Below are 18,845 nucleotides of genomic sequence, written 5' to 3' on the forward strand. Positions count from 1 at the left end.
ATCAAACTCGCTTGACGATGTGCCGGCCGAACAGACCAGCGGGTTTGACGACCAGGACGGAGATGATCAGCGCGAGCGCGATCGGGAGCTTCAGCTCATTGCCGACGCCGGGGATATAGGTGCCGGCGAGGTTCTCGAAGATGCCGACGAGGAAGCCGCCGACCACGGCGCCGAACGGGCTCGTCAGTCCGCCGAGCACCGCGGCGGCAAAGCCGTAGATCAGCACGCCGCCCATCATGTTGGGCTCCAGGAACACGACCGGGGCGATCAGCATGCCGGCGATGGCGCCGATGGCGGACGCCATGCCCCAGCCGAGCGCGATCATCCAGGAGGTGTTGATGCCGACCAGGCGGGCCGATTCAGGCACCGAGGCGGCCGCCCGCATGGCGAGGCCGATCCGCGTGTACTGGAAGAAGAAATAGAGCGCGATCAGCAGCAGCACGGTGACGCCGATCATGCCGGCCTGGTGGGTCGAGATCAGCTGGCTGCCGAGGAACGGCGAGGAGCCGAACGGGGTCGGATATTGCTTGATGGTGAAGTCCCAGATCAGGCCGGCCGAGGAGTTGATGATCGCATAGAGTGCGATGAAACCGGCGACATTGGTCAGGATCGGCGCCTTGGCGAGCGGCTTGAACAGGATGCGTTCGATCGCGATGCCGCCGACGAAGGAGAGCGCCAGCGCGAGGACGAATGCGCCCCAATAGGGCACGCCCCATTGCATCAACTGCCAGGAGATGAAGGTCGAGAACATCGCCATCTCGCCCTGCGCGAAGTTGAGATGGTCGATCGCCTGGTAGATCATGACCACGGCGAGCGCCATGCAGGCATAGATCGCGCCCGTAGCGATGCCGGCCAGCACTTGATTGGTGAAAAGCTCCATCGTGCCGGCTCCTCAGTAACCCAGATAGGATTTGCGGATTTCTTCGTTGTTCGCGATGTCCTTGGCATTGCCTGACATCACGATGCGGCCGGTCTCGATCACATAGGCCTGGTCGGCGAGCTCGAGTGCGAGCTGGGCGTTCTGCTCGACCACCAGGATCGACACCTTATCCTCGCGATTGATCTTGCCGAGGATGCCGAACAGGTCGCGCACGACGAGCGGCGCAAGGCCGAAGGACGGCTCGTCCAGCAGCATCAGCCGCGGCCGCAGCATCAGCGCACGGGCGACCGCGAGCATTTGCTGCTCACCGCCGGAGAGCGTGCCGGCCTGCTGGGTGTGCCGCTGCTTCAGAACCGGGAAATGCGCATACATGCGCTCGATGTCGGAGACGATGCCGGCATTGTCCTTGCGGGTGATGGCACCGAGCTGGAGGTTTTCCTCCACCGTCATGGTGGTGAAGGTGCCGCGGCCCTGCGGCACATGGGCGATGCCGAACCGCACGATGCTCTCGGTGGAGCGGTTGTTCAGCGGCTTGCCGTCGAACTCGATGCCGCCGGTGGAGCGCACCATGTTGCAGATCGCGCGCAAGGTCGTGGTCTTGCCGGCGCCGTTGGCGCCGAGCAAGGTCGTCAGCGAGCCCTCGTTGAGCGAGAACGACAGGCCGTGGAGCGCCTGGACCTGGCCGTAATAGGCGCGCAGGTCCTTGACGTTGAGCAGCGTCGTCATTGGTCCTTGCTCCCGAGATAGGCCTTGATGACGTCGGGGTCCACCTGCACCTGGGCCGGCGTGCCTTCCGCGAGCTTCTTGCCGAAATTCAGCGCGACGACGTGGTCGGCGATCGACATCACGAGACCCATGTGGTGTTCGACCAGAAGCACCGTCATGTGGCGCTCGTCGCGGATGCGGCGGATCAGGTCGCCGAGCACATAGACTTCCTCATGGTTGAGGCCGCCCGCGGGCTCGTCGAGCAACAGGATCTTCGGGTCGGCCGCGAGCGCACGCGCCAATTCGACGCGCTTCTGCGTGCCGAAGGGCAGGCCCGACACGATGCTATGGGCGACGTCCTCGAGGCCGAGATAAGCGAGAATCTCGTGCACCTTCTTGTTGATGCTGCTCTCGCTGCGGCGGATCCAGGCCAGGCGCAGCGAGTCGCTGATGATGTCGCTGGAGGTGCGGGCGTGCGTGCCGACGCGGACATTGTCCATCACCGAGAGGTTCGGAAACAGCGCCACGTTCTGGAAGGTGCGGCCGATGCCGATTTCGGCGATCCGGTGCGGAGGCCGCTTCAAGATGCTTGCGCCGTCCATCAGGATGTCGCCGGAGGACGGCTGGTAGAGCCGGGAAAGGCAGTTGAAGAGCGTGGTCTTGCCGGCGCCGTTAGGGCCGATCAATCCGAGGATCTGGCCCTTGTGCATGTCAAAGGACACGCCATTGAGCGCGACGATGCCGCCGAACACGACGCTGACGTCGCGAACCGCGAGCAGAGGCGATGTCCCCTGCGCGAGCTGTGCCTGCGTCATCTCGTCTCGCCCACACCGTTTTGTGGGCGATGGGGCGATGCGAACCGCTCCCGGCAATGACAAAGGCTATCTGAATCCCTCGGCCACACGCGCAACTTTTCCTCCTGATTTCAGCTTTTTGCTGACTTCTTTTTTGGATTGCGGCACCAGTCCCCCGAGTGCCGCTTCGATGTTCCTTACCATCGCAAGCAGACGCGGTCCAATGTCGTTGATCAAATGCTCTTCCGTGAAGCGGAATGCAGGTGCGCCACAATTGAACGCATAGGGCCCGGTTCCGTCGTTGAGCTTGAGCGCGACGCCGGCGGCGCCGATGTCGTCGTGCCAGTCGCCGACCGAAATCGCAAAGCCGTATTTTGCGACGGTCTCGCCGGAACGCTCCAGCCCGTCGCGCATCTTCGGCCAGCGGCTGCCGTAATGTTCGCGCAGGACGCGCGACAGTTCGGCGCGGTCGTCTTCACCCAGCGACCAGAAATAGGCACGGCCCATCGCGCTGGTTGCAATCGGCACACGGGAGCCGACGTCAAGTTGAACGCCAACCGTCTCGCTGCCGCGGCTCTGGCCGAAATAGATCATGCTGTGTCGGTCGCGGCCGCCGATCGCGACGGCGCCACCGGTCGCGCGCATCATGTCCTCGCGGAACGGCTCGGACAAATGCCGAACGCCGAGATTGGCTAACGCCGCGTAACCGAGCGCCATTGCGGCCGGTGCGAGCTGATACTTCTCGAAGCGGGGAACCGGTGTCAGATAACCAAGCCTCGTCAACGTGTAGGTCAGCCGCGAGACGGTTGGCTTGGGCAAATTGGTGCGCGCCGCGATTTCCTGGTTGCCGAGAAGGCCGTCGCTGGGGTGGAATGCGCGCAATACATCAAGTCCGCGGGAAAGCGCGACGACGAAATTCCGATCGGTCGCGGTCTTCTTTCCTGTACGCTTCATCCCGGATCTGCTTCTTGCGCGGAGTCGTTGACAACGTCCGTGCTTCAAAATAACCCTGCCGTCAAGATGCGGAATTAAATTCCGCACCGCGAAATCGAACAAAAGTACATCCCCACCAAGGAGGGACACCGTGAGCGAAGTGGTCAAGCTTGAGCGTCATGACGAAGTCGGGATCGTCACGGTCAACAGCCCTCCGGTCAATGCGCTGAGTGCCGCAGTCCGCGGTGGTATTCTGGAGTGCATCAAGGCCGCAATCGCCGATCCCGCGATCAAGGGCATCGTGCTGACCTGCGCCGGCCGCACCTTCATTGCCGGAGCCGACATCACCGAATTCGGCAAGCCGCCGAAGCCGCCCGGCCTCAACGAAGTGCTGGCCGAAATGGAGAATTCGCCGAAGCCGATCGTGGCCGCGATCCACGGCACTGCGCTCGGCGGCGGCCTCGAGGTCGCGCTCGCCTGCCATTTCCGCGTGGCTGTGAAAGAGGCAAAGCTCGGACTGCCCGAGGTGAAGCTCGGCCTGCTGCCGGGCGCCGGCGGCACCCAGCGCCTGCCGCGTGCGGTCGGTCCGGAGCTCGCGGTCAAGATGATCGTCGGCGGTGACCCGATCGGCGCAGCCGAAGCACTCAAGAACGGCCTGATCGAGGAGATCGTCGAAGGCCCGGCCTCCGGCGGCGAAGCCTTTGTCCGCAAGCTGCTGGCCGAGAAGCGTCCGCTGCGCCGCCTGCGCGATGACGATTCCAAGATCGCGGCGGCCAAGGCGGACCGCTCGATCTTCACCAATGCGGTTGCCGCCATGACCAAGAAGTCGCGCGGCCTGGAAGCGCCGTTCGCGGCGGCCGACGCCGTCGGCGCAGCGATCGATCTGCCGTTCGACGAAGGCCTGAAGAAGGAGCGCGAGGGCTTCCTCAAGCTCGTCGCCAGCGACCAGTCCAAGGCGCAGCGTTATGCCTTCTTCGCCGAGCGCGAAGCCGCCAAGATCGCAGGCGTGCCGGAAGGAACCAAGTCGCGTCCCGTGAACCGCGTGGCCATCCTCGGCGCCGGCACCATGGGCGGCGGCATTGCGATGTCGTTTGCCAATGCCGGTGTTCCCGTCACCCTGATCGAGACCGGCGAGGAACAGCTCAAGCGCGGCCTCGGCATCATGCAGAAGAACTGGGAGGCGACCGCGGCGCGCGGCGGCATCCCCGCTGATGCGCCCGCCAAGCGCATGGCGCTGATCACCGGCGTCGTCGGCATCGAGAATGTCGGGGATGCTGACCTGGTGATCGAAGCCGTGTTCGAGACCATGGCGGTCAAGAAGGAAGTGTTCGGCAAGCTCGATCAATACGTCAAGCCGGGTGCGGTGCTCGCCTCGAACACCTCGTACCTGAACATCGACGAGATCGCGAAGGCGACCAAGCGTCCGCAGGACGTGCTCGGCATGCATTTCTTCTCGCCTGCCAACGTCATGAAGCTGTGCGAGATCGTGCGCGCCGACAAGACTGCGCCGGACGCGCTGGTGACTGCCGTGACAATCGCGCGAAAAATCGCGAAGGTGCCGGCCGTGGTCGGCGTCTGCGACGGTTTTGTCGGCAACCGCATGCTCGCCCAGCGCGGCAAGCAGTCCGAGAAACTGTTGTTTGAAGGTGCGTTGCCCCAGCAGGTCGACGCTGTCGTGACAAAATTCGGCATGCCGATGGGGCCGTTCGCGATGGGCGATCTCGCCGGCCTCGACATCGGCTGGCGCTCGCGGAAAGATCGCGGCATCAAGTCGGAGATCGCGGACGCGCTGTGCGAAGCCGGCCGCTTCGGCCAGAAGACCGGCAAGGGCTACTACAAGTACGAAGCCGGCTCGCGCTCGGCGCTGCCCGATCCGGAGGTCGAGAAGCTGATCGACGAGACGCTGCTGCGCCTCGGCCGCAAGAAGCGCGTCGTCAGCGACGACGAGATCCTCGAGCGCATGATGTATCCGATGATCAACGAGGGCGCGAAGATTCTGGAAGAGGGCATCGCGGCGCGCCCGTCCGACATCGACGTGGTCTGGCTCTACGGCTATGGCTGGCCGATCTACCGCGGCGGCCCGATGTTCTGGGCCGACACCGTCGGCCTCAAGCACATCGCCGACCGTCTGGCCTTTTACGCCAAGGAGACCAACGATCCGAGCCTCGAGCCCGCACCGCTGCTGAAGAAGCTCGCGGCAGAAGGCAAGACGTTTGCGTCGCTGGCCGCGGCGTCGAAAGCGGCGTGATCGAATTGGGTGCAGTGGCCGCGATGACTCGTTCTGGGCAATACTCTCTGCGTTCCCTCCCCCCCTGCGGGGGAGGGTCAGGGAGGGGGGTAGCCCCGAGCGAGATCAGTGTTTGTGGCCACCCCCTAACCCTTCCCCGCGAGGGGAAGGGAGCCCAGCCGTCCGTGCCCGCCTTACGTGGAATTGCTGCCTAGGCAGCGCAGAGTAGCTACCTAAATGACCCATCCCGGCGAACAGTTTTATCCTGAGGGCGTGCATTGGGACGACACCATCGTCCAGGGCACGCTGCCCGACCTCTTGGCGCAAGCCGCCGCCGATTACGGCCCGCGCACTGCGCTGGAATTCCGCGATCGTCCGATCAGCTACACCGAGCTCGCCGGGATGGCCGAACGCGCGGCCGCGGCCTTCCTGCGCGCCGGCTATGGCAAGAACACCTCCGTCGCGCTGTTCCTCGGCAACTCGCCCGATCACCCCGTCAATTTCTTTGGCGCGCTGAAGGCCGGTGCCCGCGTCGCGCATCTGTCGCCGCTCGACGGCGAGATCGCGCTGACGCACAAGGTCTCGGATTCCGGCTCGCGCGTGCTGGTCACCTCGAACCTCGCGGCACTGCTGCCGACCGCGCTGAAGTTTCTGGAGAAGGGCCTGATCGACCGTCTCGTCGTCTGCGAGGACGACAATTGGGGCAAGGTCGGCACGCCGCAGGCCGCGATTCCGAACGATCCCCGCATCGTGACCTTCAAGATCTTCGTCGAGGGTGCCACGCTGCCCGCGCAATGGCCGCGGATGACGGCCGACGACGTCGCGCTGCTGCAATATACCGGCGGCACCACGGGCCTGCCCAAGGGCGCAATGCTCACGCACGGCAATCTCTTTTCGGCGGTGTCTATCTACGACGTCTGGGGCAAGCCGGCGCGCGCGACGCGCGGCGACGTCGTCGAACGCGTGATCTGCGTGCTGCCGCTGTTTCATATCTATGCGCTGACCGTCGTGCTGCTGTCTTCGCTCCGCCGCGGCAATCTGATCTCGCTTCATCAGCGCTTCGATGTCGAAGCCGTGATGCGCGACATCGAGACCAAGCGCGCGACCTATTTCCCGGGCGTGCCGACGATGTGGATCGCGATCGCAGCACTTCCCGATCTCGACAAGCGCGACTTCTCCTCGCTCAATTCCATCGGCTCTGGCGGCGCGCCGCTGCCGGTCGAGATCGCGAATTTCTTCGAGCGCAAGATCGGCAAAAAGCTCAAAAGCGGCTGGGGCATGACCGAGACCTGCTCGCCCGGCACCGGTCATCCGCCGGTTGGCCCCGACAAGCCGGGCTCGATCGGCCTGATGCTGCCCGGCATCGAGCTCGACGTCGTCTCGCTGGACGACCCGACCAAGGTGCTGCCATCGGGCGAAGTCGGCGAGATCCGCATCAAGGGCCCGAATGTCACCAAGGGTTACTGGAACAAGCCGAAGGAATCGGCGGAGTCCTTTACCGACGGTCGCTTCCTCACCGGCGACATCGGCTATGTCGACACCGACGGCTATTTCTTCCTGGTCGACCGCAAGAAGGACATGATTATCTCCGGTGGCTTCAACGTCTATCCGCAGATGATCGAGCAGGCGATCTACACCATTCCCGGCGTGCACGAGGTGATCGTGCTCGGCATTCCCGACCAGTATCGTGGTGAGGCCGCAAAGGCCTTCATCAAGCTCAAGCCGGACGCAAAACCGTTCTCGCTCGACGAACTGCGCGCGCAGCTCAGCGGCAAGGTCGGCAAGCATGAATTGCCGGCAGAGGTCGAGTTCGTCGAAGACCTGCCGCGCACGCCGGTCGGAAAGCTGTCGCGCCACGAATTGCGTCAGCAGCAGAAACCATCACAATCCACTCCACACGCATCAGGAGGTCGCTCTTGACCGACGCCGTCATCGTTTCCACCGCCCGCACCCCGATCGGCAAGGCCTATCGCGGCATGCTCAACGCCACCGAGGGCGCGACACTGCTCGGCCACGCCATCGGCGAGGCCGTTGCGCGCGCCAAAGTCGATCCGAAGGAGATCGAGGACGTCGTGATGGGCGCGGCGCTTCAGCAGGGCTCGACCGGCGGCAATATCGCGCGCAAGGCGCTGCTCCGCGCTGGTTTGCCCGTCACCGTCGCCGGCACCACCATCGACCGGCAGTGCGCCTCGGGCCTCCAGGCGATCGCGCTCGCCGCGCGCTCGGTGATCTTTGACGGCGTCGAGATCGCGGTCGGCGGCGGCGGTGAGTCGATCAGCCTCGTGCAGAACGACAAGATGAACGGCTTTCACGCCCAGGACCCGGCACTGCTCAAGATCAAGGGCGAGGTCTACATGCCCATGATCGACACCGCCGAAATCGTCGCCAAGCGCTACAACATCTCGCGCGAGAAGCAGGACGAATATTCGCTGGAGAGCCAGCGTCGCACCGCGGCTGCCCAGCAGGGCGGCAAGTTCAAGGACGAGCTGGCGCCGATCACCACCAAAATGGCCGTGACCGACAAGGCCACCGGCGAGGTCTCGTTCAAGGACGTGACGCTGTCGCAGGACGAGGGTCCGCGCCCCGAGACAACCGCCGAAGGCCTCGCCGGCCTGAAGGCCGTGCGCGGCGAAGGCTTTTCGGTCACCGCCGGCAATGCCAGCCAGCTTTCCGATGGCGCCAGCGCCTCCGTGATCATGAGCGACAAGGAAGCGTCCAAGCGCGGCCTCAAGCCGCTCGGCATCTTCCGCGGTTTCGTCTCCGCCGGCTGCGAGCCGGACGAGATGGGCATCGGCCCGGTCTTCGCCGTGCCGCGGCTCTTGAAGCGTCACGGCCTCAAGGTCGACGACATCGATCTCTGGGAGCTGAACGAAGCCTTCGCGGTGCAGGTGCTCTATTGCCGCGACAAGCTCGGCATCGACCCCGACAAGATCAACGTCGACGGCGGTGCGATTGCGGTCGGCCATCCCTACGGCATGTCCGGCGCGCGCCTGACCGGCCACGCTCTGATCGAAGGCCGCCGCCGCAAGGCCAAGTACGCGGTCGTCACCATGTGCGTCGGCGGCGGCATGGGCGCGGCGGGACTTTTCGAGGTGTTGCAGTAATCGTCGTTCCGGCCTTCGCCGGACCACACATTGACAGGAGGATCCGATGGATCTCGCATTCACGAAGGAAGAGCAGGCGTTTCGCGAGGAAGTGCGATCATTCTTCCGCGGTAACGTGCCGCCGGATACGCGGCGCAAGCTGGTCGAGGGCCGCCACCTCTCGAAGGACGAGATGGTGACGTGGTGGCGCATCCTCAACAAGAAGGGCTGGGGCACCAGCCACTGGCCGACGCAATATGGCGGAACGGGGTGGACCTCCGTGCAGCATTACATCTTCAACGAAGAGCTGCAGTCCTATCCGGCGCCGCAGCCGCTCGCCTTCGGCGTCAGCATGGTCGGCCCCGTCATCTACACCTTCGGCAACGAAGAGCAGAAGAAGCAGTATCTGCCGCGCATCGCCAATGTCGATGATTGGTGGTGCCAGGGATTCTCCGAGCCCGGCTCCGGCTCCGATCTTGCTTCGCTCAAGACCAAGGCCGAGCGCAAGGGCGACAAGTGGATCATCAACGGCCAGAAGACCTGGACCACGCTGGCCCAGCACGCCGACATGATCTTCTGCCTCTGCCGCACCGACAACAATGCGAAGAAGCAGATGGGCATCTCCTTCATCGTGTTCCCGATGAAGTCGAAGGGCGTCACGGTGCGCCCCATCCAGACCATCGACGGCGGCGTCGAGGTCAACGAAGTGTTCTTCGACGACGTCGAAGTGCCCTACGAGAACCTGATCGGCGAGGAGAACAAGGGCTGGGATTACGCAAAATTCCTGCTCGGCAATGAGCGCACCGGCATCGCGCGGGTCGGCGTCTCCAAGGAGCGGCTGCGCCGCATCCGTGATCTCGCCTCCAAGGTCGAGTCGGGCGGCAAGCCGATCATCCAGGACGCTGCGTTCCGCGAGAAGCTGGCGGCCTGCGAGATCGAGCTGAAGGCGCTCGAGCTGACGCAGCTGCGCGTCGTCGCCGACGAAGGCAAGCACGGCAAGGGCAAGCCCAATCCGGCCTCCTCGGTGCTGAAGATCAAGGGCTCCGAGATCCAGCAGACCACCACCGAGCTGCTGATGGAAGTGATCGGCCCGTTCGCCGCTCCCTACGACGTGCACGGCGACGACGGCTCCAACGAAGCCATGGACTGGACCGCCCAGATCGCGCCGAGCTATTTCAACAACCGCAAGGTCTCGATCTACGGCGGCTCCAACGAGATCCAGCGCAACATCATCGCCAAGGCAGTGCTCGGACTCTAGGTGTCATTCCGGGGCGCGACGAAGTCGCGAACCCGGAATCCATCGGGCCGCACAGGCTGAGGCGAAATGGATCCCGGGCTCGCGCGATGCGCGCCTCGGGATGACGAAGCAAAAATTCCGGGTACGAGGAACCTAAGAACATGGATTTTGATTTGACCGAGGAGCAGCGGCTCCTCAAGGACAGCATCGACGGCCTGCTGACCGATTCCTACGATTTCGAGAGCCGCAAGAAGTACATGAAGGAGAAGGGCGGCTGGAGCAAAGCCGTCTGGGGCAAGCTTGCCGAGCAGGGCCTGCTTGGCCTGCCCTTCGCGGAGGCCGATGGCGGCTTCGGCGGCGGCGGCGTCGAGACCATGATCGTGATGGAAGCGCTCGGCAAGGCGCTGGTGCTCGAGCCTTATCTCGCAACGGTCGTGATCGGCGGCGGCTTCCTCCGCCATGCCGGCACCGACGCGCAGAAGGCCGCGCATGTGCCGGGCATCGTCGATGGCAGCAAGACGCTGGCGTTTGCCCAGCTCGAGAAGAACTCGCGTTATGACCTGTTCGACGTCGCGACGACGGCGAAGAAGAAGGGTGACGGCTGGGTCATCGACGGCGAAAAGTTCGTCGTGCTCAACGGCGAGAACGCCGACACGCTTGTAGTGACCGCCCGCACCAAGGGCGATCGCCGCGACACCAGCGGCATCGGCGTGTTCCTGGTGCCCGCGAGTGCCAAGGGCGTCACCAAGAAGTCGTACCCGACGCAGGACGGCCTCCACGCCGCCGACATCACCTTTACTGGTGTCGAGGTCGGCGCGGATGCGGTGCTCGGCAATCCCGAGGACTCGCTCGCGCTGATCGAGCGCGTGGTGGACGAAGCCCGCGTCGCGCTCTGCGCCGAAGCTGTCGGCCTGATGGACGAGTCGCTCAAGACCACGGTCGAGTACATCAAGACGCGCAAGCAGTTCGGCGTCGCGATCGGCTCGTTCCAGTCGCTCCAGCACCGCGCCTCCGACATGTTCGTCGCCGCTGAACAGGCTCGCTCGATGTCGATGTTCGCGACCATGGCGGGCGAATTCGAAGACGCCAGGGAGCGCGCCAACGCCATCGCCGCGGCCAAGGTGCAGATCGGCAAGTCGCTGAAATTCGTCGGCCAGCAGGCGATCCAGCTTCACGGCGGCATCGGCATGACCATGGAGGCGAAGATCGGTCACTACTTCAAGCGCCTCACCATGATCGAGAACAGTTTTGGCGACACCGACTATCACCAGCGCCGCGTCGCGGATGGTGGCGGGTTGATCTGATAGCTCCACCGTCATTGCGAGCGAAGCGAAGCAATCCAGAATCTTTCCGCTGAGACAGTCTGGATTGCTTTGTCGCTTCGCTCCTCGCAATGACGGAGGCTGTTGACGCATCGAGGCAACAATAATGAAAAACACCCCGTTCGATCTCACCGGCAAAGTCGCAGTCGTCACCGGTTCCAGCCGCGGCATCGGCCGCTCTTCCGCCGAACTGTTGGCAAAGCTCGGCGCCAAGGTCGTGGTCTCGTCGCGAAAAGCTGACGCCTGCAAGGAAGTCGCCGACGGCATCATTGCGGCCGGCGGGGACGCCACCGTGATCCCATGCAACATCGCGCGCAAGGCCGAGGTCGAGGCGCTGATCGCCGGCGCCACAAAACATTACGGCAAGATCGACATCCTGGTCTGCAACGCCGCGGTGAACCCGTATTACGGCCCGCTGCTCGACATCACTGACGAGGCCTTCGACAAGATCATGGGCTCGAACGTCAAGAGCAACATCTGGCTCTCGGCGCTGGCGATCCCGCAGATGGCCGAGCGCGGCGGCGGCTCCGTCGTCATCATCTCCTCGATCGGGGGCTTGCGCGGTTCGACCGTGATCGGCGCCTACGGCATTTCGAAAGCCGCCGACTTCGCGCTGTGCCGCTCGCTCGCTGGCGAATGGGGCCCGAAAGGCGTGCGCGTCAACTGCATCGCACCCGGCCTCGTCAAGACCGATTTCGCCCGCGCGCTGTGGGAAGACGAAGCCAACCTCAAGCGCCGCACCGCCACCACCCCCCTTCGCCGCATCGGCGAACCCGACGAAATCGCCGGCGCAGTGGCGTATCTGGCCTCCGATGCATCGAGCTTCATGACGGGCCAGACCATCGTGATCGACGGCGGCGTGACCACCGCGTCGGTGTAGCCGCGACACCACTTGCAATTGCATCGGCGACAGCGCTCCTCTTGCCCTCCAGGGGAGGGTAAGAGAGAGCCACCTTGACCTCTCGGCGGCAATCCCGTTTGTTTGGCGCGACACAATGACCCCTCGCCGGGACACGCCAAGAAAACGTTAAGCAAACGCCAAGGGTGCTTCCATGTCTTTCGTCCTCGCCATCGATCAGGGCACCACCTCCTCGCGCGCCATCGTGTTTCGCAGCGACATCTCGATTGCGGCGCGCGCGCAGCAGGAGTTTCCGCAGCATTTTCCGGCGTCCGGCTGGGTCGAGCACGAGCCCGAGGATATCTGGACCTCGACCGTGATGGTCTGCCGCGATGCGATCGAGCGGGCCGGCATCACCGCCAAGGACATCGCCGCGATCGGCATCACCAACCAGCGCGAGACCACCGTGGTGTGGGATCGCGCCACGGGCCAGGCCGTGCACCGCGCCATCGTCTGGCAGGACCGCCGCACCGCCGATATCTGTGCCAAGCTGAAAGCCGACGGCCGCGAGCCCGTGATCTCGCAGAAGACCGGCCTGATCATCGATCCCTATTTCTCCGGCACCAAGGTGGCCTGGATCCTCGATCATGTCCCCGGCGCGCGGGGACGCGCTGCGCGCGGCGAGCTGATGTTCGGCACCGTCGATTGCTATCTGCTGTGGCGCCTCACCGGCGGCAAGGTGCACGCCACCGACGCCACCAACGCCTCGCGCACGCTGCTGTTCAACATCCATACCGGCCAGTGGGACGACGAGCTCCTGGAGATCATCGGCGTGCCGCGCTCGATGCTGCCCGAGGTGAAGGACTCCTCTGCCCATTTCGGCGAAAGCACGCCGGATCTGTTCGGCGGCACGATTGCGATCTCCGGCATCGCCGGCGACCAGCAGGCCGCTACCATCGGCCAAGCCTGCTTCCGTCCGGGCATGATGAAGTCGACCTACGGCACCGGCTGCTTTGCGCTGCTCAACACCGGCACCACGCCGGTGGCCTCGAAGAACAAGCTGCTCACCACCATCGCCTATCAGCTTGGGGGAAAACGCACCTACGCGCTCGAAGGCTCGATCTTCGTGGCGGGCTCAGCCGTGCAATGGCTGCGCGACGGCCTCGGCATCATCAAGCACGCCGCCGAGACCGGGCCGCTTGCCGACCAGTCCGACTCGATGCAGAGCGTCTATCTGGTGCCGGCCTTCGTCGGCATGGGCGCGCCCTACTGGAATCCGCGCGTGCGCGGTGCGCTGTTCGGCCTCACCCGCAACACCGGGCCGGCCGAGCTTGCGCACGCCGCGCTTGAAAGCGTCTGCTATCAGACCTTCGATCTCTGGGCCGCGATGCGCGCCGACTGGCCGAGCTCGGAAACCGCCAGCGTCGTGCTGCGCGTCGACGGCGGTATGACCGCGTCGGACTGGACCATGCAGCGCCTCGCCGATCTCCTCGACGCGCCGGTCGATCGCCCCGTGATCCAGGAGACGACCGCGCTCGGCGCCGCCTACCTCGCCGGCCTCCAGGCAGGTGTGTATCCCGAGCCGACAAAATTCGCCGACAATTGGCGCCTGGAGCACCGGTTCAAGCCGAACATGAGCCAGGCCACGCGCGATCGAAAGCTCGCCGGCTGGGCGAAGGCGGTGAAGGGCGTGCTGGCGAGCGACGAGGGCGAATAGCGGGCGCGCACGACGCGCCCCAATCAACAACAACGGGAGAAACGACAATGAACGCGGATTTCAACCGGGTCATCCAAAAACTCTTCGGCGCTGCGATCTGTGCCGCGCTGCTCACTTCGACCGCGATCGCGCGCGAGAAGGCGAACCCGCTCGGAAGCGCACGGCAGGTCAAGACCGACGTCGCCGGTCTCAACGCCCCCGCCCAGATCCTGGTCGATGTCTGGGGCATCCCGCATATCTATGCCGGCAATGAGCACGACCTGTTCTTCCTGCAAGGTTTCAATGCCGCGCGCGACCGGCTCTGGCAGATCGACCTCTGGCGCAAGCGCGGCCTCGGCCTGCTCGCCAAGGATTTTGGTTCTGCCTATGCGGAGCAGGACAAGGCGCTGCGGCTGTTCCTCTATCGCGGCGACATGACTGCGGAGTGGGCGGCTTACGGCCCCAAGGCGAAGACCTATGCGGACGCGTTCGTCGCGGGCGTCAACGCCTATGTCGCCGATGTGCGCGCGGGCAAGCGCCCCTTGCCGATCGAGTTCAGGATCGCCGGCACGATGCCGGATGCATGGACGGCGGATGACGTCGTCCGCATCCGCAGCCACGGCCTGACGCGCAACGTCGCCTCCGAGGTCAAGCGCTCGCTGGTCGCCTGTACGGCCGGTCTCGATGCCGATCGTTTTCGCGTCAAGCTGGAGCCTGCCTGGACGACGAAAATCCCCGAGGGTCTCGATCCCTGCAGCGTGCCCAAGGGCGTGCTTGCAGCCTACGATCTCGCCACGCGCCCTGTCGCCTTCGCGGCGCCGAAAGATCGCCAGGCCGCGCTCGCGCATGATCCGGACAAATATCTCACCGAGGCTGACCAGCAGCGCGACACCATCGGCTCCAACAATTGGGTGATCGCGGCCTCGCGCACCGCGACCGGGCGGCCGATCCTCGCCAATGATCCGCATCGCGAGCACACCGTGCCCTCGCTGCGCTACATCGTCGGCCTCAATGCGCCCGGCATCTCCGTGATCGGCGCCGGCGAGCCGGCACTGCCCGGCATCTCGATCGGCCACAACGGCACCATCGCCTTCGGCCTCACCATCTTCAACGTCGACCAGGAAGACCTCTACGTCTACGAACTCAATCCGTAAAATCCCAACCAGTACCGCTACGGCAATGGCTGGGAAGACATGCGCGTCGTCCACGAGACCGAGCAGGTCAAGGGCGAGGCCGATCGCGACATCGAGCTAAAATTCACCCGGCACGGTCCCGTCATCTTCGTCGACGATGCGAACAAGCGCGCCTTCGCGGTGCGCTCGATCTGGTTCGAGCCCGGCACCTCCGCCTATTTCGGCTCGTCGGACTACATGACCGCGAAGGACTGGACCGGTTTCCTCGCCGCGATGCGGCGCTGGGGCGCGCCCTCGGAGAACCAGGTCTATGCCGACACCAAGGGCAATATCGGCTGGGTCGCCGCCGGCAAGACGCCGCGCCGCGTCAATTTCGACGGCCTGATGCCGGTGCCCGGCGACGGCCGTTATGAGTGGCAAGGTTTCCTCTCGCTCGACGAGCTGCCGAAATCCTATCAGCCCAAGCAAGGCTTTTTCGCTACCGCCAACCACATGAACCTGCCGCCCGATTATCCGATTAACGAACGCAAGGTCGGCTTCGAATGGTCCGACAGCGCCCGCTGGCAGCGCATCACCGAAGTGCTCGGCGCCAACACCAAGGTGACGCTCGCCGACGCCATGGATTTGCAGAACGACGACACCACGATGCTGGGGCGCCGGCTGGTCAAGCTGTTGCAGCCGCTGTCGTCCGACGACGCCAACGTGAAGCAGGGGCTTGATCTGCTCAAGCCATGGGACGCGCGCGACGCCGCCGACAGCGCTGGGGCGGCCTTGTTCGAGGTCTGGATATCAAATCATCTGGGGCCGGTGCTGCTGAAGACCACGGCGCCCAAGGCCGCCGAGCTGATCGCGCCCGAGGCGTCCAGCATTTCGGCGCTCGTCGCCGCGCTGGAATCTCCTGATGCGTCGTTCGGCTCCGATCCCGCTGCCGGGCGCGACCAGATTTTGCGCGAGAGCCTGGGGGCTGCTGTTGCCGATGTCGCCAGCAAGCTCGGCCCTGACGCGTCCGCCTGGCGTTGGGGCCGGCTGCACGTCGCAAAGTTCGATCACGCGCTGATGCCGCTCGCCGACAAGGCCACCGCGGCGCAATTGTCGGTGGGCCCGCTCGCTTACGGCGGCGCCGCCAACGTGCCACGCGCCGCCACCTACCGCCGCTCGGACTATCAGCTCACCGCGGGCGCCTCGTTCCGCATGGTGCTCGACGTCGGCAATTGGGATGCGAGCCGCACCATCAACACGCCGGGCCAATCCGGCGATCCCTTCAGCGGCCACTACCGCGACCTCGCCCCGCTCTGGGCCACCGGCCAATACGTCCCGCTGCTCTACAGCCTCTCCGCCGTGGAAGCCGCGACCGCGGAAGCCATCACGCTGACGCCGAGGTAAGCGGGGCGGCGCATCCACAAACACGCTGTCGTCGCGGCCCCCGTGCGCAAGTGCGCACTAGGCCGGGACGACGTAGAATATGTGGCTCGCGCTCGGCTCCATAGGACCCCCCCATGACCCTCCCCGACGGCTACTCCGACATCCCGGCCGGCAAGATCGCCGCCGTTGTCACCCATCTCGAGATGACAGCGCGCCCCTCGCATCGTGACGATCCGCCGGTCGCGTGGACCCTGCGCAAGGTCGATGCGCCTGCGCTCGACTGGTACCGCGATCTCCACCGCCGCGTCGGCGAGGAATGGCTGTGGTTCTCGCGGCTGCGCATGCTTGATGCGGAGCTTGCCGCGATCATCCACTCAGCCGGGATAGAGATCTACGCACTCGTCGTGGACGGCCGCGACGAAGGCCTGCTCGAGCTGGACTTTCGCGAGCCCGGCCAGGGCGAGCTGGTCTATTTCGGCGTCACCGCAAACCTGATCGGCACCGGCGGCGCCCGCTTCCTGATGAACCGCGCGCTGGAGCGCGCATGGTCACGCGACGTGCGCCGTGTCTGGGTGCACACCTGCACCTTCGATCATCCGTCAGCCGTGGCGTTCTATCAGCGCTCCGGCTTCCGCCCGTTCCGCCGCCAGATCGAGATCGCCGACGATCCGCGCCTCGATGGCACGCTGTCGCGGGCGGCGGCGAAGCATGTGCCTGTTATCGAATAGGGCGCGGCCGCCCCACGCCGTCATTGCGTCTTCAGAAATTCCACCAGCGCCTTCCGCTCCCCCGGCGTCAAGAGGCGCCCGATCACGCCGTCCTTTCCATTGTTGAACTCGTGCCCGGTGTTGTGATTGCCCCGGATCTGCGTATCGAGCTCGAATCCGTTCTCCAATCGGTCAGTGCGATATCCGACATTGACCGGGTCATATTCGCGGTTGCCGAGGTAGAACTTCGCCGGCCGCTCGCCAATCGGCGACAACAGAGCATAGAGGTTGGGCACCGAGCCATTGTGCAAGTAGGGCGGCGTTGCCCATATCCCGTTGAGCGGACGCGCCTTGTAGGCCAGGGGCGCCTGGATGCCGTTATCGCGGTATCCGTCCAGTTCATCGCGCTGTTCCGGTCCAACCGGTGGTGTCTGCCCGTCATACCAATGCGTGATGGTCTTTGCGGTGACCTCGCCGAGCGCAAGGCCGAAACTGTCGGAGGCAATATCGAGCTCCCTGGGAATCGTGACCTTGCGATCGGCCATGTCCTGGGCCTGCGCCGGGTCGGTGCCGATCCGCGTGATCGGGACGACCGTGAGGCGGAGATAGCGCTCTCCCGGATAGTGCTCGTCCTTCCGACCGTCCGGCAGCGACCAGCGGTCGGACTTCCAGAACTCCGCACTGCTCACCGGCGGCAAATGGCATCCCTGACAAAGCTCCTTGTAGAGTGCCCCGCCTTGCCCGGCGAGCGTCTTGTCGACAGGAGGAAGCTCGGAAGGCCATTGTGGCGAGTTCAATCCGGTGAAGCCCGTGCTTTCGTTCGGCTGCTTGCCGGCCAGCGATTTCTCGATCCTGTCCAAATTCATCAATTCGATACCGGAGTTGAAAAGGCCTCCCTTCGCGTCCGTCAGATTGATCATCGCGGACACGCCCATGGCTTCACCGGCATTGCGCACCATGGGCTGTTCGATCGATGCGTTGTACTGGACCCAATCGAACCACGAGGAATCCCAGATGCGCGGGAAATGCACGGGCGCCGACGTGGCGGCATAGTTGGCGGGAATCTTGAGGTCGACCGCAAAGACCTCGTTGCCGATGCGATTCAACGCGTCGAGCCTGCCGAACCCTTCGACCACGCTCTGCGGGGCAACCATGGTGTCGAGATCGGCGAGCCCCTTGCCCTGCGCCAGGATCTTGTCGAGCTGCGCCAGCAACTGGCTCTTTTCCACCTCGCTTGGGTTTGCTCCGATCACCTTTTCGGCGAACCGGTCGAAGCGGAAGGGCACGAAGCGGGTGAACGCCAGCGAGAGGCCAAGCGCGGTCCGGAACTTGCCAAGATCGGTGAGTGCCGGGCCGCCGTCGACCAGCAGTTCCGTCCCCTGATAGGTGAAACGTCCGGTGTGGCACGCCGCGCAGGTGAGCCCGATCCGCGTCATGTCATTGTAGGGCGCCCGCGGATTTTTCCAGGGTTTTGCGGTGGCATCGACCATCGCCTTGCCGCGCGCCATGCCGACAGGCAATCCGAGCTTGGGATCGGCCGGATCGGGAATGAAGCCGAAGCGGTCGAGATAAGCGGGGTCGCTCAGAAGTCCCACCGACGTCAGCGATATCTCCGGCTGTTCGAGCGCCATGAACCATTCGTAAGGAATGTGGAACGTCGCCGTGCCCTGATCGGCGTGATGAACCCATTCGCGCTTGTCCGTCCAGTTCTGGTCGAGCCAGCGGGTCTTCTGGGCGGTTGGATATTCCGGCAACTTCACCTTGATCCCGTCATAGGCCTTGGCGACATAGGGGTAGCCCACCACGCCCGCGATCACGACGAGTGCGGCAACAACGACCGAGAAGAGCAGCGCCAGCGCGCCGACAATTGAATTCCGTTTCCCCACCATGTTGTTCTCCTTGGCAGACTGTTGAAGAGCTCAGCCTGA

General features: G+C 64.6%; 13 protein-coding genes and 1 pseudogene. 9 read left to right on the forward strand and 5 right to left on the reverse strand.

Annotated features, from left to right (window positions below; genetic code table 11):
* Position 1 precedes the first annotated feature (1 nt).
* From ACPPVR_RS06255 to ACPPVR_RS06270, 4 genes are all read right to left on the reverse strand, one after another.
* Complete coding sequence (locus ACPPVR_RS06255) at positions 2–880, reverse strand: branched-chain amino acid ABC transporter permease (protein WP_426613376.1); 879 nt, start codon at positions 878–880, stop codon at positions 2–4.
* 12 nt (positions 881–892) lie between these two features.
* Positions 893–1,606 carry an ABC transporter ATP-binding protein gene (locus tag ACPPVR_RS06260; protein WP_045009758.1) on the reverse strand — a complete coding sequence of 238 codons (714 nt, stop codon included), beginning with the start codon at positions 1,604–1,606 and terminating at the stop codon, positions 893–895.
* The gene (locus tag ACPPVR_RS06265; RefSeq protein WP_426613377.1) at positions 1,603–2,400 is read right to left on the reverse strand and encodes an ABC transporter ATP-binding protein; all 798 of its coding nucleotides are present in this window, start codon (positions 2,398–2,400) and stop codon (positions 1,603–1,605) included. The genes ACPPVR_RS06260 and ACPPVR_RS06265 overlap by 4 nt, the downstream gene beginning before the upstream one ends.
* A gap of 66 nt (positions 2,401–2,466) precedes the next feature.
* The gene (locus ACPPVR_RS06270) at positions 2,467–3,333 is read right to left on the reverse strand and encodes an IclR family transcriptional regulator (protein WP_426613378.1); all 867 of its coding nucleotides are present in this window, start codon (positions 3,331–3,333) and stop codon (positions 2,467–2,469) included.
* A 130-nt stretch (positions 3,334–3,463) separates the two neighbouring features.
* Here ACPPVR_RS06270 and ACPPVR_RS06275 point away from each other — a divergent pair, with 130 nt between their 5' ends.
* The 9 genes and pseudogenes from ACPPVR_RS06275 (at position 3,464) to ACPPVR_RS06315 (ending at position 16,938) form a co-directional block, all read left to right on the forward strand.
* Positions 3,464–5,560, forward strand: a complete 2,097-nt coding sequence (locus tag ACPPVR_RS06275; protein WP_426613379.1) for a 3-hydroxyacyl-CoA dehydrogenase NAD-binding domain-containing protein — start codon at positions 3,464–3,466, stop codon at positions 5,558–5,560.
* 216 nt (positions 5,561–5,776) lie between these two features.
* Positions 5,777–7,459, forward strand: a complete 1,683-nt coding sequence (gene pimA, locus ACPPVR_RS06280; protein ID WP_426613380.1) for a dicarboxylate--CoA ligase PimA — start codon at positions 5,777–5,779, stop codon at positions 7,457–7,459.
* Entirely contained in the window at positions 7,456–8,643 is a 1,188-nt protein-coding gene (locus ACPPVR_RS06285) for an acetyl-CoA C-acyltransferase (protein ID WP_426613381.1), read from the forward strand. Before pimA ends, ACPPVR_RS06285 begins: the two co-directional genes overlap by 4 nt.
* Positions 8,644–8,689: 46 nt before the next feature.
* Positions 8,690–9,880 carry a pimeloyl-CoA dehydrogenase large subunit gene (gene pimC / locus ACPPVR_RS06290; protein WP_426613382.1) on the forward strand — a complete coding sequence of 397 codons (1,191 nt, stop codon included), beginning with the start codon at positions 8,690–8,692 and terminating at the stop codon, positions 9,878–9,880.
* A gap of 140 nt (positions 9,881–10,020) precedes the next feature.
* Complete coding sequence (pimD, locus tag ACPPVR_RS06295) at positions 10,021–11,163, forward strand: pimeloyl-CoA dehydrogenase small subunit (RefSeq protein WP_426613383.1); 1,143 nt, start codon at positions 10,021–10,023, stop codon at positions 11,161–11,163.
* Between the two features lie 124 nt (positions 11,164–11,287).
* On the forward strand, positions 11,288–12,061 hold the full coding sequence (locus ACPPVR_RS06300; protein ID WP_426613384.1) for an SDR family NAD(P)-dependent oxidoreductase: 774 nt from the start codon (positions 11,288–11,290) through the stop codon (positions 12,059–12,061).
* Positions 12,062–12,233: 172 nt separating this feature from the next.
* Positions 12,234–13,736 (forward strand): glycerol kinase GlpK, encoded by a 1,503-nt coding sequence (gene glpK, locus ACPPVR_RS06305; RefSeq protein ID WP_426613385.1) that lies wholly within the window; start codon positions 12,234–12,236, stop codon positions 13,734–13,736.
* Between the two features lie 47 nt (positions 13,737–13,783).
* A pseudogene (locus ACPPVR_RS06310) lies at positions 13,784–16,231 on the forward strand (penicillin acylase family protein).
* Between the two features lie 113 nt (positions 16,232–16,344).
* Entirely contained in the window at positions 16,345–16,938 is a 594-nt protein-coding gene (locus ACPPVR_RS06315) for a GNAT family N-acetyltransferase (RefSeq protein WP_426613386.1), read from the forward strand.
* 20 nt (positions 16,939–16,958) lie between these two features.
* Here ACPPVR_RS06315 and ACPPVR_RS06320 read toward each other — a convergent pair whose 3' ends face one another.
* Positions 16,959–18,806 (reverse strand): di-heme-cytochrome C peroxidase, encoded by a 1,848-nt coding sequence (locus tag ACPPVR_RS06320; RefSeq protein WP_426613387.1) that lies wholly within the window; start codon positions 18,804–18,806, stop codon positions 16,959–16,961.
* Between the last annotated feature and the right edge of the window lie 39 nt (positions 18,807–18,845).

The sequence above is a fragment of the Bradyrhizobium sp. McL0616 genome (assembly GCF_049993385.1).
GTDB lineage: Bacteria > Pseudomonadota > Alphaproteobacteria > Rhizobiales > Xanthobacteraceae > Bradyrhizobium.

Excerpts from the sequence above, each read along its gene's own strand:
- ACPPVR_RS06255 (WP_426613376.1), bottom strand. The coding sequence starts at position 880 with ATGGAGCTTTTCACCAATCAAGTGCTGGCCGGCATCGCTACGGGCGCG.
- ACPPVR_RS06260 (WP_045009758.1), bottom strand. The coding sequence starts at position 1,606 with ATGACGACGCTGCTCAACGTCAAGGACCTGCGCGCCTATTACGGCCAG.
- ACPPVR_RS06265 (WP_426613377.1), bottom strand. The coding sequence starts at position 2,400 with ATGACGCAGGCACAGCTCGCGCAGGGGACATCGCCTCTGCTCGCGGTT.
- ACPPVR_RS06270 (WP_426613378.1), bottom strand. The coding sequence starts at position 3,333 with ATGAAGCGTACAGGAAAGAAGACCGCGACCGATCGGAATTTCGTCGTC.
- pimA (WP_426613380.1), top strand. The coding sequence starts at position 5,777 with ATGACCCATCCCGGCGAACAGTTTTATCCTGAGGGCGTGCATTGGGAC.
- pimC (WP_426613382.1), top strand. The coding sequence starts at position 8,690 with ATGGATCTCGCATTCACGAAGGAAGAGCAGGCGTTTCGCGAGGAAGTG.
- pimD (WP_426613383.1), top strand. The coding sequence starts at position 10,021 with ATGGATTTTGATTTGACCGAGGAGCAGCGGCTCCTCAAGGACAGCATC.
- ACPPVR_RS06300 (WP_426613384.1), top strand. The coding sequence starts at position 11,288 with ATGAAAAACACCCCGTTCGATCTCACCGGCAAAGTCGCAGTCGTCACC.
- glpK (WP_426613385.1), top strand. The coding sequence starts at position 12,234 with ATGTCTTTCGTCCTCGCCATCGATCAGGGCACCACCTCCTCGCGCGCC.
- ACPPVR_RS06315 (WP_426613386.1), top strand. The coding sequence starts at position 16,345 with ATGACCCTCCCCGACGGCTACTCCGACATCCCGGCCGGCAAGATCGCC.
- ACPPVR_RS06320 (WP_426613387.1), bottom strand. The coding sequence starts at position 18,806 with ATGGTGGGGAAACGGAATTCAATTGTCGGCGCGCTGGCGCTGCTCTTC.